Below are 13,454 nucleotides of genomic sequence, written 5' to 3'. Positions count from 1 at the left end.
AATCAACCATTATCCTGTTGCTGTCTTTTTAGAAAGTCGCCAACACTGATCGGCTTAACCACCGCACGAGCAGAGCTCTGTATTGGTGATGCCGTTGTCTGAGCCGTAGATGGTTGTTGGCTGATTGCACTAGCATGCCCCACAGGTGCTTGCTGACCAACTGACTGAACCTTTGGACTGTCATCTACAGTCAGACCTGTGGCAATCACAGTTACATGAATTTCATCACCCATTGATTCATCAACGACCGCACCATAAAAGATATTGCCTTCATCAATATCAGCAATGCGACCCACCACCTCTGCCACCTCATTAGGCTCGCCCATACCCAAATCTGATGCAGCAATATTAATAATAACACCTTGTGCATTTTTAAGTAATAAGTCATCAAGCAGCGGTGAGCGAATCGCTTTTTCGGCGGCGGCGGCGGCACGGCCCTCACCACTGGCACGACCGATACCCATCATCGCATGACCTTTAGAAGTCATGGCAGTACGCACATCGTTAAAGTCAATATTAATCATACCCTCTTCACGAATGGTGCGAGTAATCCCGTCAACAGCATGCAACAATACATCATTTGCCTTGGCAAAAGCATCTTTCATGGTTAAGCCACGATAAACTTGTAATAGTTTTTCGTTAGGTACGGTAATGATGGAATCAACATATTGGGACAATTGCTCAATGCCTTCTTTGGCAAGTTTTGCACGCTTTCCACCCTCAAATTTAAACGGTGTGGTAACAACTGCTACCGTCAACACACCCTCTTCTTTGGCAATGCGTGCAATGACAGGAGCAGCACCTGTACCCGTACCACCGCCCATGCCTGCGGTAATAAAGACCATGTCGTAGTCAGCCAATAACGCTCGAATTTCTTCTTCATCACTCTCAGCCGCTTCACGACCCACCTCTGGGTTTGCACCAGCACCCAAGCCACGAGTGAGTTCGCTGCCTAATTGTAATTTTTTTGGCGTGGTCAATTTATTTAATGCCTGACGGTCAGTATTAGCCGAAACAAAACTAATACCAGTGATTTGCTGATTAATCATATGCTCAACAGCATTGCCGCCGCCGCCGCCAACACCAAACACAACGAATCTCGCCTGCCCATCTGTATCAAATTGCGTCTCGTCTGACATGCTATAAGAAATTGACATAGCTTACTCCAAAATATAAATCATTGTCCAAAGACACTAAAACCATTTTTTAACTCGTTTGGCAAACGACTGCCAACCGTCCGAAATTTTATTCACCAGTTTATTGTGCGGTGGTGATTTACCGTAATTATCCTTCAAAAACTGCTCACCATTTTGATAAAGTAGCGAACCAATCACCGTATGAAGTTTATTATCTTTTAAATAGCTGTTTAATAAGGCAATATTTTCATCGGTTAAATTTTTAGGACATACACTGACAAGCTCATTGGTTGTGATCATACGCACAGGCAACCCCCATCTATGACCAACAAAACGAGCCAAGCCATCAATTCGAGAGCCACCGCCTGCCAGAACCATGCCAGCACCAAGGCATTGTAACAAACCTTGCTCATTCAGACGCTCAACAACACGCCCAAAAATGTCATCGTAACGCGCTGAAATAATGTTACTTAGCTGACGCAAGCTTATCGTCATCTCGCCATCGGTGCGTTGTTTTAAGGTAATGAATGAAGCACGCTTGGTGGGGTCAAGTTGTACCGTACCTTGCTGATGCTTTAAGCTTTCAGACTCAGAAAGCGACAAGCCCAGCTCAGATGAAATATCAAAAGTTACCGTCTGCCCACCAACATCCAAGCAATCAGAAAATATCAGTAAATCGCCCAGATAAACACACACTTTGGTTGTGCCTCTGCCAATATCAATAAAGCACACACCGCGTTTTTTTTCTTCTTTATTTAACGCATACTCCGCACTTACCACGCCATCAAATAGCGTTACCCCGACCTCTGTACCTGCCGCATTGACTGCGTTAATCACTTGAGTGTGGTAGTTACTTGGCAACATCATCACATGATGCATTACCTTGATTTTATTAGCGTGCATATTTAGCGGATCTACAACTTCTTGAGAACCGTCATCTAAATAAGTGATTTGCTGACACGATTGCAATAGCGAGTAGCCCTCTGCACGCAACTTGTTGGCAATCAACTCTTTGGCATGGTGCAAATGGCTTCGCTGTACGGTGGTATCCGTCCCCATGCTATACAACTGAACATCTTGACTGTCATTGATGCTTTTCATGAGTGATGACGCAAAAGATAGGCATACCTCATGAATCTGCACGCCTGCCATATCCACCGCTTCTTGTATAGATTTATGTACCGCACTCAGTAAGTGCTCACGACGGTCAATCTTACCACCAATAAAGGCATCGGTGTGTGCCAAACCCACAGCAACAATCTTAATTCTCGGTTGTTCAGGCGTGCCTATTGCATAGCCGACCACTGTATAAACTGCTGTCGAACTCAAATGCAAGACTGCCTGCAACTCCATCATAACAACTCTCAATCACCGGTAGACCCAACAAACAAAAACCACACAAAAAATCATTTTTTAATATTATGATATTTTAGCACCAATACCTCTTTTTCAAAAGAGGTAAAATCTATAAAAATCATCAATTTACTCAGCTTTACTTCTTTTTTGATAAAATCTACAATATTTTGGTATCTTGTGATTAAAAAAAATTAAAAAATCACATGGTGTCATCTGATGTTTTTACCAAATCAAACACCAGCTTGCAGATGATTGCTACTTGATGTATTTTTCCAAGCAACCGCAAATCCATTTTTATAACGCAAATCAACTGATTGAATTTTTGGTAACTCCTCCGCCAGACTGCCACGCAATAATACCGACAAGCCATACAATTTTTGCTCAGTATTCTCATGGTCCACGATAACACGAAGCCCATTATTAAAACGAATCAACCAGGTTTGTCGAGAGGTTAAAGTAACATCTTGTGCAGTCATACCAAGCGGTGCAAACCATTCATTGATCTGATGCATCTGTTGCATCATGTCGCCAGCATCTTTAAAATGATTACTATACAAATGTACAAGCGACGCATTCATCAGTTCATGTTCGTCAGCAGGCACAAACACCTGACCTGTCGCATCAAGCAAATGTTGACTACCAAAATTTGCTATCGCACGCCTTGGTGTGACCGATACCAGCACACCCTGTTGCCAATCACGCTTCACACTCACGCTCTCCACCCAAGATAATTGAACAATGAGGCGTTGAATGTCTGTTAAATCTGTCAAAAAAAATTGCACATCACTTACTGGCTCCACTGCCGCCTTCAATGACGCAAATTGGACCGCAGTCAAATCGCCCCGATCAATCACAAGCGGTTTTGTTGGCATGCGATTTATTGCCCGAATCCCAAAAAATCCAGCCACAACAAATAACAACAGCACAAGTATGGACACATGCCATGTTTTAACGAAGTGCTTTTTGGTGGTTTGAGCATAAAGATTCATAAGGCTTTGTGCTATATACAATAAATTGTATATAGTAACGCATTTTAGCAATAACACCAAGCAAAATCTTATATAAAAAGTGAATTTTTACATCAAGTTACATTTTACTTGTCAGGTTGTCAACAACATCAGATCCAATATTGACACATCAAATATAATAACCATCGATTTTCAAGCTACTTTTCTTATCAAATGCAAGTCATCAAAGCAATTGAAAAATGATATAAAGCAATAAAAATATATAAAATTCAATCACTTGGATTTATGACTCAATATCTTTGACAAACCTAGCAATCAAGTGTCTGCACTAAAATCTGCACACAAAGCTCCCCAAATTCAATCCCCACCTGACGACTTGCCATTGGCACAAGGCTATGGTCGGTCATACCGGGTACGGTGTTTAATTCAAGCAAATACAATTTGCCGTCATCGCCCTTTAAAAAATCCACCCGCCCCCAACCTTTACCCCCCACCGCTTCAAAGGCACGCTTGGCAAGCTCGCCCATTTGACGCTCTTCATCAGCGGTCAAATCGGACGGACACAGATAAGCGGTATCATTACGCAGATATTTGGCATCATAGTCGTAAAATTTTCCCTTGGGGACAATCTTAATGCTTGGCAATGCCCTATCGCCCAGTAGCGACAAGGCGTATTCGCCCCCTGTGATGGCTTTTTCTGCCAAAATTTCGCCATGATACTGCTTTAAAGTGGGGTACACTTTTGCCAAATCGCCCGCCTGTTCAATCATCACAACCCCAACACTTGACCCTTCGCTTGCAGGCTTGACAAAAAGCGGTAAGCCAAAATCTGTCTCCACCGCATCAAAATCGCTGTCATCGTGTAACACCACATATGGCACATTGGGCAAGCTAAGTGCCTGCCACACCAAACGACAACGAAATTTGTCCATCGCAATGGCAGATGCCAGCACGCCACAGCCTGTATAAGGCACGCCCAAGCCGTCTAGCACGCCTTGTAAACCGCCGTCTTCGCCAAAAGTGCCGTGCAAGACATTAAACACACGGTCAAAGTTTTTAAGCTGTGTCAAATCACGCTCTTTGGGGTCAAAGTGGTGGGCGTCTATACCTTTGGATAGCAGGGCGTCAAGCACCGCCTTGCCACTTTTTAAAGACACTTCTCGCTCGCTACTTGTGCCACCGCACACCACAGCGACTTTGCCAAAATTTGGGTTGTTCATAAATACTCTCTTTTAAAAAATTACTAATTAATAAAATTACCACAATAAATTAACACCATACTCAGCAAATTTACTGTCTTTACTGATTAAGGTTAAACCGCCATTTAATGCTTGGGCGATAATCAAACGATCAAATGGGTCTTTATGGTAAAATTTTAATTGATTGACAATTGTTAAATGCACCATTTCAATCGGCAAAACATTGATATCATTCATCATTAACTGACTGGGGAAAATCTCACCAAAAGGCAATGGCAAATCCAACTTTCCCAAACTATGTTTAATGCCAATTTCCCACAAACTTGCCATACTCACACAAACATCATTGGTCTCAATAATTTTAAGAGCGGTTTTGCTAAGTTGCGTATCGTTTTGCAAAAACCATAATAAAATATGCGTATCCAGCAAATACATTTACATATAATCCTTAAAATCGTCAAGCGGTTCATCAAAATCAGGGGCAAAAACCACTTTACCTTTTAATGTGCCTGCGGTGCGTTTTTTTAGGGCATTGATTGGCCTAGCAGACTGATTTTTTTGTGTCATAAATTCATCAATCAATCCAAAAATTTGTTTTTGTTCCACTTGTGGCAAAGACTGAATATAATCCACCGCTTGCCCCAGTGTTTGAATGGATTGCGTCTGCATCACTACTCCTTATTCAATGTATCAGCACAAACTTTTAGCCCATTGATTGGTTTGGCTAATTGACCTTTAAAATAATAAAACTCGCCTGCCTTTGGCAAGGGTTTTAAGATAAATTGATATTTACACCAATCGCTTATTAACCCTTAGTTTAAATAAACCCCATTCTCCTTTAATTCCACACACAACTGCCCCACATTGCCTGCCCCTTGCGTGATTAATAAATCATTCGCTTTTAGCCCTGCTTGCAATACTTGCTTAATTTGTGTTTTGTCGTCTACATTTAACACAATGGGCTCAACTTGCCCACGCTCACGAATAGAGCGTGCCAAATCATCGCTTGTCGCCCCCTTAATTGGCTCTTCGCCTGCCCCATAGACATCAAGCAATATCAATTTGTCCACCTGCGACAACACCGCCACAAAGTCATTAAAACAATCTCGTGTACGACTGTAACGGTGCGGTTGAAACATCATCACCAAACGGCGGTCTGGATAACTTTGCCGAGCGGTGGCAATGGTGGCTGACACTTCGGTGGGGTGATGCCCATAATCGTCAATCAACAGCACATCGCCACTGCCCAATGCCACTTGTGCCTGCTGTTCAAACCGCCGTCCCACGCCTGCAAATTTACCCACCGCACGCACAATCGCATCGTCCGACACGCCTTCATCGCTTGCCATCGCAATCGCCCCAAGGGCGTTATAGACATTGTGTAACCCTGGGATATTTAAGGTAATTTTTAACGGCTGTTTATCTTTTCGCAAAACGGTAAAATGCGTGCGAGTGCCGTCCACTTGCAGGTCGGTGGCTTGCACATCGTTGTGCGGTTTTAGCCCAAAAGTCAAAACAGGGCGAGCAATCTCATCAATCATCTGATACAATTCATCGTCATCGCCACACACCACCGCCAAGCCATAAAAGGGCATATTGTGCAAAAACTGAATATAGGCTTGTTTTAATTTGTCAAAACTGTTTTCATAAGTATCCATATGGTCTTCGTCAATATTGGTAACAATACACGCCATCGGTCTAAGACTTAAAAAAGACGCATCGGACTCGTCCGCTTCTGCCACCAAATATCGGCTGTTGCCCAAAGACGCATTTTTGCCAGAGGCATTTAATTTACCGCCAATCACATAAGTGGGGTCAAAGCCTGCTTCGGTCAGCATCATCGTCAAAAGGCTTGTGGTCGTGGTTTTGCCGTGAGCGCCCGCCACCGCAATGCTATGGCGATAACGCATAAGCTCACCGAGCATATCAGCACGGCGAACCACAGGCAAGCGAGCTTGCAATGCCGATTTAATCTCTGGATTGTTCTTGTCAATGGCAGATGACACCACAATCACATCGGCGTTTTTGATATTATCGGCGTTATGTCCAATAAAAATGGTCATACCCAATTGGCTAAGCCTTTGGGTAACGCCACTTTGCTTGATATCCGAGCCTGATACGCCATAGCCTTGATTAAATAACACTTCGGCAATGCCACACATTCCTGCCCCACCAATCCCAACAAAATGAATGTGTTTAATACGACGCATTTCGGGGATTTGGATCAGTTGTTTGGGAAGTTGGGCGTGGTTCATTTGTTGTTCCTTTAAAAATTAAATTGGGGTTTTTAAAATGGGGTTTGGGCGTAAGGTGCGTAATACGCACCGTTTATTTTTAATATTTAAAATAATTAAATATTAAATGGCGTATAATGTACATCTACTTACCCTAAAATTTTTATTCACAAAAAGCCGAATAATACTCTTGGATTGAAATAACTTTTCTGCTGACTTTATCAATTTCTTTTCCTTCTTGGGTAGATAAAAAAGGAAAAAATGAAAAAACTTGATTACCGTCTAATTGCTTAGCTTCATCTTGCCAATTTTGCCAACGAAACCCTTGATAAAATTGCTCCAAATCGCCAGTCAAAGCCCACTCAATAAAATGCGAATAAGTGATATTTAAATCTTCCCAAGCCAATAAATCGGGATCAAAATAATAAATCATTCCCAAATTATCGCCCAATCCGCCACCGTTAATGGCAAAATAACCACCAAGCACATCATCAGCAATCAATAAAAATGACGGCACATCGCCAATATTTTCAAAAGATTTTCCTTTATTCCAGCCACTAAGGGTGCGGTTTAATTTTTTGCCACCCGAACCCAAAATTCTAAGCCAACCATTATCTATTAACATTCCGCCTGTTTCGTAAATAATCGCTCCCATAGACGAACGGGTCGTTACTTGATTGGCAAGCAATTCTTGTTCTGCTTGCTCTTGATTTTTTGGAATGATTTCGTAAGGTTTATTGGCGTTATTTAACCATTCTTGTATCAATTCCCAAGCAGGTTCATCTAAGTTTATTAACTCTTGTAAGGTTTTCATATTTTTAACTATTGAAATTTATTAATCGTAAGGTATATAATACGCACCGTTTTTATTTCAAACTTTTTAATGGTGCGTGGTACGCACCTTACTTTCCAAAACTTTAAAATCAATTTTTAAAATTAACACCCTACCCTTTCACACTCGCCAATACCATCTCCGCCACCGTTTTGGCGACATCGTGTTTGGCATAACTTTTGGCTTTTTGTGCCATCGCCAAACACTTTTCACGGTCAAGCGTATTTAAAATTTGGGCAAGTTTTTCACCCGACAATTCACTTTGGGGCAACAAAATCGCTGCCCCATTATCGGTCAAGGATTTGGCATTAAAGGTTTGGTGGTCGTCCACCGCTGTCGGCAAAGGGATAAAAATCGCCGCCACGCCAAGGCTTGCAATCTCGCTCACCGTCAAAGCACCCGCTCGGCACACCACCACATCCGCCCACGCATAAGCAGCCGCCATATCGTCAATAAATGCCAACGGCGTGGCACGCTGTGGGTCAATGCCTGCCTGCGTGTAGGCGTTTTGCACGGCATCAAAATTGTCACGACCGCATTGGTGCTTGATGATAAGATTGGGCTTGGTTTTTAATAAATCCACAATCGCCGTATTGATAGCACTTGCTCCCAAACTGCCCCCCACCACCAACACTTTTAGGGGCGACTTATCGGTCACATCATAGCGTTTGTCAGGGGCTGGCACAAGTGCAAAATCGGCACGCACAGGATTGCCCACCGTCAAGGTTTTGTCGGCAAATTCACCACCAAACGCATTATCAAAGGCTTGCAATACCACATCGGCAAAGCGTGCTAGGGTGCGATTGCTCATACCACAGATGGCGTTTTGTTCGTGGATAATCAGCGGTTTGCCTGCCAATTTGCCTGCCAGTCCACCTGCCGAGCTGACATAACCACCAAAACCCACCAAGATATCTATGTTGTTGTTTTTGATAACTTTTTTGGCGTGGTTTGTGGCGTTAAAGAGCATAAAAGGCAATTTGATTTTACGCATAAGACCGTTGCCACGAATGCCTTGCATCGCAATGTGGTGCATCGGATAATCCTTGACCAAGCGGTTTTCCATACCATTTGGCGTGCCAAGCCAATGCACCACCGCCCCACGGCGTGTCAGCTCGTCCGCCACCGCAAGGGCAGGAAAAATATGCCCACCTGTGCCTGCTGCCATAATTAAGACATTCATGTTTTACCCCCTTTTTTATCATCCAAAATAGCAGTCGGATTAATTCCAACTTAGCCATATTTATGGTCAATAACATATTCGATATGATATTCAATTCATCATTTACTCAACAAAATCTCATACTACATAATGTGCCTTTACACATCAAAGACAGCAACTCTGCTCATTTTACTTTTATTGGCTCAAGCCAGCAAGTGCTCAACACATTTCACAAAATCCACAGCAATCTGTGTGCCGCATTGCTCATCAATTTCACGAATGCAGGTGGGGCTGGTTACATTAATTTCGGTAATGTAACCGCCAATCACATCAAGCCCCACAAAATACAAGCCTTTTTGCACCAAAATTGGGGCGATTTCATTTGCCAAGGCTCGCTCTTTGTCGGTCAGTGCCATTGCCACGCCTGTTCCGCCTGCCGCCAAATTGCCCCGAGTCTCGCCACTGGCAGGAATACGAGCTAGGCAGTAATCCACAGGCTTGCCACCGACAATCAAAATGCGTTTATCGCCTTCTGTGATTTGGGGGATAAATTTTTGAGCCATAATGGGTAGCGTTTCATTTTGGGTAAGCATTTCTAGCGTTGCCCCAATATTGGGGCCGTCCGCACTTAGGCGAAAAATCCCCATTCCGCCCATTCCGTCCAAGGGCTTGACAATCACATCATTATGATTTTGGATAAAATCACGGATATGGCTTTGCTTTTGGCTGACTACGGTTGGGGTCATCAGATGACTAAATTGCACCGCAAACAACTTTTCATTGCATTCTTTGACGCTCATTGGATCATTAACGACCAAAACCTCTGCTCGTTTGGCAAAATCCAGTAAATACAAAGCATACAAAAATTTCATATCAAAAGGCGGGTCTTTTCGCATTAAAATCACATCAAAATCGGTCGCTTTGACGGTATTTTTTTCGCCCAATTCATAAAAATTATCAGGGTTTTTAAAGACTTGTAATGATTGACAATCAATCATCAATTCGCCATTATCTAACCACAAATCGCTGATTTGACAATAATAAAGCTGATGATTTTTATCGCTAATCGCCCACGCCATTGCAAGAGTGCTGTCTTTTTTGTAGTTAATGGTTTTAATATCGTCCATTACGATTAAAAATTTAAGCGGTTTCATGATACAACTCCATATTGCTCACGATAAGCTTGCATTTTTTCCAGATACTCAATCTCACCCTTTGCTTGTAAAAATCCAATAATATCATCAATATTCACAAGGCTATGCACAGGCACGCCAAAGTCATCTTGAATTTGCTGAACTGCCGAGCGTTGATCTTGGCCCTTTTCCTTGCGATCAAGTGCGATGACAATTCCAGCAAAATTTGCACCTGCATTTTTTAAAATGTTCATCACTTCACGCACCGCCGTTCCTGCAGTCATCACATCGTCAATCACCCATACCGACTTTCCTTGCAGACTAGCTCCAACAAGATGCCCACCCTCACCATGATTCTTAACCTCTTTACGGTTATAACCCCACTCAACATCAACGCCATGATTACGCCATAGCGTTTGTGCCGTCGTCGCTACAAAAGGAATGCCCTTATATGCCGCCCCAAAAATCATCGAATTATGCTGTTTATTTAACTCAGTTACCAAAATGTCTGCATAACCTTCAGATAATATGGATAAGACTTTACCACCAGATAAAAGTCCAGCATTAAAAAAATAAGGGCTGATACGACCAGACTTTAAGGTAAATTCACCAAATTTTAACACCTGATAATCAAGCAACAATTGAATAAAATTATTTTTATCAAACACTTTACACACTCCAATAATAAAGTAATCTCTATTGTACTTTTTTTTGGTTAATTTATCCAATATTTAGTAAGGTTTTTATGATTTTTAAATTTCTATACAATAAAAAACGCACTGTTTGAGTGCGTTTTTTATTGTATAGAAATGATTGATTATGCTTTAGCGGCAGCTTGTGCAGCAGCAACTTCAGCAGCAAAATCTTCCTGCTTCTTCTCAATACCCTCACCAACCTCTAAGCGTTTGAAGCTAACAACAGTAGCATTTTCAGCTTTTAGCACCTCACCAACTTTTTTATCATTATCTATCACATATGGTTGATTTACTAAGGTAACTTCGTTTAGGTATTTTTGAACACCACCAGTAATCATTTTTTCGATAACCACTTCTGGCTTACCAGATTCTTTTGCTTTTGCTTCAATAATATCTTTTTCACGAGCTAAAATATCAGCAGGTACACTCTCTTCATCAACAGCCAACGGATTAAATGCAGCAACTTGCATTGCTACAGATTTACCAAGCTCTTCTGAACCACCTTCGTAAGAAACCACAACACCGATACGCAGACCATGACGGTATGCAGCAAGGTTGGAACCTTCAATAACTTCAGCACGACGAATTTGGATATTTTCACCAATTTTTTGAACTAAAGCAATACGGGCCTCTTCAACAGTTTCACCATCACCATAAGGCAGAGCAGAGATTACCTCTACATCAGTCGTGTTATTCGCCAACGCCAATTCAGCTACTTTGTTAGCAAATGCAGTGAAATTCTCATCTTTTGCCACAAAGTCAGTTTGGCAGTTTACCTCTAAAAGCAATGCTTTACCAGCAGTTTGAGCAATAATGATGGCACCATCAGCAGCGATATTCCCCGCTTTTTTGGCAGCTTTTGCCTGTCCTGATTTACGCAAATTATCAATAGCAAGCTCAATATCACCACCCGCTTCTTCCAAGGCTTTTTTGCACTCCATCATACCAAGACCCGTGCGATCACGAAGCTCTTTAACGGTTTTTGCAGATACTTGAGACATAGTTACAACCTTATTTTTAATTAAATCTTTGAAAATAAATCGCATTAGTTGCTAAATATTAACAACCAATGCTTGTCATGAACGATTTTGTAATCAGTAGTTGTTTACCACTTGACCTGATTGGTCAATCTTATCTTCCAATTCTGCTGTTGCATTTTCACGATCAGCGGCTTTGGTGTCATCTAACTCAGCCTTATTGCCTTGTGTTTTCGCATATTCTTTACCAGCAATAATCGCATCTGCCACTGCAGTTGCATACAAACTCACTGCACGAATTGCATCATCATTAGCAGCAATCACATAGTCAACATTATCTGGATTTGAGTTGGTATCAACAATACCAATAACAGGAATACCAAGATTTTTTGCTTCTTTAATGGCGATGGCCTCATGATCAACGTCAATAACAAATAACGCATCTGGCAAACCGCCCATCTCTTTGATACCGCCCAAAGCACGCTCCAACTTTTCCATATCTCTGGTGCGTTCCAATGCTTCACGCTTAGTTAGCTTGGCAAAAGTACCATCTTCAGCTTGTTTTTCCAGCTCTTTTAAACGAGTAATAGACTGACGGATAGTTTTCCAGTTAGTCAGAGTACCACCCAACCAACGATGGTCAATATAAGGCATGCCAGCACGCTGTGCTTGCTCACGAATTACACCACTTGCTGCACGCTTAGTACCAACAAATAAAATCTTATTGCGATGAGCAGCTTGTTGATTAACAAAAGTCAGTGCTTCGTTAAATTGCTTAACGGTATGCTCAAGGTTAATGATGTGAATGCGGTTGCGAGCACCAAAAATATATTGGTTCATTTTTGGGTTCCAAAAACGAGTTTGATGACCAAAATGAGCGCCTGCTTCTAATAAATCACGCATTGAGATTTGAGTTGGGTTTTTTTCTGACATAAAAGTTCCTAAATTAAGTTGGGTTACGCCTCCACAAAAGTAAAATATCGAATCCAAAGGCACGCATTTGCCATGACAGCAAATTAATCAAACCTTCAAACACCCCGTTATTTTTTGCTTATGCAACTTTTGTGTGTGTAGTATGAATCAAAAAATATGCCTATATAAAAATAGACGCACTATTATAGCAAAAGAATAAGATAACTGCAATCAATTTATCACTCTGTTGAAATTGCCTGACAGCCTTGTGTACGCAAATCTTTGTCAACATCGGTAGTACAGGTCCAAACTCCATCTTTACTACGAGTCCAGATTACTTTTTTGCCATGTAATGAGCGAGAAGCATCACCACCCAATGTTGCTTTAATGCTTGATGTCTCACCCAAAGTAACCGACAGGCCAGACTGGCCAGTTGCAGGGTTGGTATCACTAGCAGCAGCTGATGCATCAGTACTTTCCAATAGGTTGCTTTTTGTCCAACCCAAAGCACAGTCAGTACCCTTGCTTCCTTGCATTAAACAAATATCAACAGAGCTACGAATTTGGCTAGTCTCCATTGTAACACGGCTTACTTGAGCAACCGCTGTACGATTTTGAAATTTTGGAATAGCAAACATTGCAAGAACACCAATAATCACAATTACAATGAGTAATTCAATTAAGGTAAAGCCCTTTTGAGCAATCATAAAATAACCTTAAAAAATAAATGAGTGTGAATTATGACATTTTACACACCCCACTGTCAACCCCCAAAAACCCCCTCCAACAACCGTTGAAGGGGGCTAAATAAGGTGCTGACGATGACCTACTCTCACATGGGCGAACCACA

General features: G+C 41.9%; 14 protein-coding genes. All 14 read right to left on the bottom strand.

The window, feature by feature from the left end:
* Positions 1-2: 2 nt before the first annotated feature.
* A complete protein-coding gene (ftsZ, locus tag U9670_RS08270; RefSeq protein ID WP_416381526.1) occupies positions 3-1,139 on the bottom strand; it encodes a cell division protein FtsZ in 1,137 nt (378 codons plus the stop codon).
* A gap of 54 nt (positions 1,140-1,193) precedes the next feature.
* A complete protein-coding gene (ftsA, locus tag U9670_RS08265) occupies positions 1,194-2,492 on the bottom strand; it encodes a cell division protein FtsA (RefSeq protein ID WP_323842388.1) in 1,299 nt (432 codons plus the stop codon).
* A 230-nt stretch (positions 2,493-2,722) separates the two neighbouring features.
* Entirely contained in the window at positions 2,723-3,364 is a 642-nt protein-coding gene (locus tag U9670_RS08260) for a cell division protein FtsQ/DivIB (protein WP_323842387.1), read from the bottom strand.
* Between the two features lie 404 nt (positions 3,365-3,768).
* Positions 3,769-4,680, bottom strand: a complete 912-nt coding sequence (locus U9670_RS08255) for a D-alanine--D-alanine ligase (RefSeq protein WP_323842386.1) — start codon at positions 4,678-4,680, stop codon at positions 3,769-3,771.
* A gap of 36 nt (positions 4,681-4,716) precedes the next feature.
* Positions 4,717-5,094 carry a type II toxin-antitoxin system VapC family toxin gene (locus U9670_RS08250; RefSeq protein WP_323842385.1) on the bottom strand — a complete coding sequence of 126 codons (378 nt, stop codon included), beginning with the start codon at positions 5,092-5,094 and terminating at the stop codon, positions 4,717-4,719.
* Positions 5,095-5,328 (bottom strand): type II toxin-antitoxin system VapB family antitoxin, encoded by a 234-nt coding sequence (vapB, locus tag U9670_RS08245; RefSeq protein ID WP_323842384.1) that lies wholly within the window; start codon positions 5,326-5,328, stop codon positions 5,095-5,097.
* Between the two features lie 143 nt (positions 5,329-5,471).
* A complete protein-coding gene (gene murC, locus U9670_RS08240) occupies positions 5,472-6,914 on the bottom strand; it encodes a UDP-N-acetylmuramate--L-alanine ligase (RefSeq protein WP_323842383.1) in 1,443 nt (480 codons plus the stop codon).
* 142 nt (positions 6,915-7,056) lie between these two features.
* The gene (locus U9670_RS08235) at positions 7,057-7,707 is read right to left on the bottom strand and encodes a DUF2625 domain-containing protein (protein WP_323842382.1); all 651 of its coding nucleotides are present in this window, start codon (positions 7,705-7,707) and stop codon (positions 7,057-7,059) included.
* Positions 7,708-7,837: 130 nt separating this feature from the next.
* Complete coding sequence (murG, locus tag U9670_RS08230) at positions 7,838-8,908, bottom strand: undecaprenyldiphospho-muramoylpentapeptide beta-N-acetylglucosaminyltransferase (protein ID WP_323842381.1); 1,071 nt, start codon at positions 8,906-8,908, stop codon at positions 7,838-7,840.
* A gap of 182 nt (positions 8,909-9,090) precedes the next feature.
* The gene (gshB, locus tag U9670_RS08225) at positions 9,091-10,041 is read right to left on the bottom strand and encodes a glutathione synthase (protein WP_323842380.1); all 951 of its coding nucleotides are present in this window, start codon (positions 10,039-10,041) and stop codon (positions 9,091-9,093) included.
* Complete coding sequence (gene pyrE / locus U9670_RS08220; RefSeq protein WP_323842379.1) at positions 10,038-10,688, bottom strand: orotate phosphoribosyltransferase; 651 nt, start codon at positions 10,686-10,688, stop codon at positions 10,038-10,040. The genes gshB and pyrE overlap by 4 nt, the downstream gene beginning before the upstream one ends.
* A gap of 149 nt (positions 10,689-10,837) precedes the next feature.
* Complete coding sequence (gene tsf, locus U9670_RS08215) at positions 10,838-11,716, bottom strand: translation elongation factor Ts (RefSeq protein WP_323842378.1); 879 nt, start codon at positions 11,714-11,716, stop codon at positions 10,838-10,840.
* A gap of 93 nt (positions 11,717-11,809) precedes the next feature.
* Positions 11,810-12,625: a 30S ribosomal protein S2 gene (gene rpsB / locus U9670_RS08210; RefSeq protein ID WP_323842377.1), complete on the bottom strand. Its 816-nt coding sequence runs from the start codon at positions 12,623-12,625 to the stop codon at positions 11,810-11,812.
* A gap of 218 nt (positions 12,626-12,843) precedes the next feature.
* Positions 12,844-13,311, bottom strand: coding sequence for a pilin (locus tag U9670_RS08205; RefSeq protein ID WP_323842376.1), 468 nt, complete (start codon positions 13,309-13,311; stop codon positions 12,844-12,846).
* Positions 13,312-13,454: the final 143 nt, after the last annotated feature.

Origin of the sequence: Moraxella tarda (assembly GCF_035181405.1) — a bacterium.
In the GTDB taxonomy this organism is placed as follows: domain Bacteria; phylum Pseudomonadota; class Gammaproteobacteria; order Pseudomonadales; family Moraxellaceae; genus Moraxella.
The sequence above is the reverse complement of the archived record's forward strand: the minus strand, read 5'-3'. Positions and strand labels throughout refer to the sequence as shown.

Excerpts from the sequence above, each read along its gene's own strand:
- ftsZ (WP_416381526.1), bottom strand. The coding sequence starts at position 1,139 with ATGTCAGACGAGACGCAATTTGATACAGATGGGCAGGCGAGATTCGTT.
- ftsA (WP_323842388.1), bottom strand. The coding sequence starts at position 2,492 with ATGATGGAGTTGCAGGCAGTCTTGCATTTGAGTTCGACAGCAGTTTAT.
- U9670_RS08260 (WP_323842387.1), bottom strand. The coding sequence starts at position 3,364 with ATGCCAACAAAACCGCTTGTGATTGATCGGGGCGATTTGACTGCGGTC.
- U9670_RS08255 (WP_323842386.1), bottom strand. The coding sequence starts at position 4,680 with ATGAACAACCCAAATTTTGGCAAAGTCGCTGTGGTGTGCGGTGGCACA.
- U9670_RS08250 (WP_323842385.1), bottom strand. The coding sequence starts at position 5,094 with ATGTATTTGCTGGATACGCATATTTTATTATGGTTTTTGCAAAACGAT.
- vapB (WP_323842384.1), bottom strand. The coding sequence starts at position 5,328 with ATGCAGACGCAATCCATTCAAACACTGGGGCAAGCGGTGGATTATATT.
- murC (WP_323842383.1), bottom strand. The coding sequence starts at position 6,914 with ATGAACCACGCCCAACTTCCCAAACAACTGATCCAAATCCCCGAAATG.
- U9670_RS08235 (WP_323842382.1), bottom strand. The coding sequence starts at position 7,707 with ATGAAAACCTTACAAGAGTTAATAAACTTAGATGAACCTGCTTGGGAA.
- murG (WP_323842381.1), bottom strand. The coding sequence starts at position 8,908 with ATGAATGTCTTAATTATGGCAGCAGGCACAGGTGGGCATATTTTTCCT.
- gshB (WP_323842380.1), bottom strand. The coding sequence starts at position 10,041 with ATGAAACCGCTTAAATTTTTAATCGTAATGGACGATATTAAAACCATT.
- tsf (WP_323842378.1), bottom strand. The coding sequence starts at position 11,716 with ATGTCTCAAGTATCTGCAAAAACCGTTAAAGAGCTTCGTGATCGCACG.
- rpsB (WP_323842377.1), bottom strand. The coding sequence starts at position 12,625 with ATGTCAGAAAAAAACCCAACTCAAATCTCAATGCGTGATTTATTAGAA.
- U9670_RS08205 (WP_323842376.1), bottom strand. The coding sequence starts at position 13,311 with ATGATTGCTCAAAAGGGCTTTACCTTAATTGAATTACTCATTGTAATT.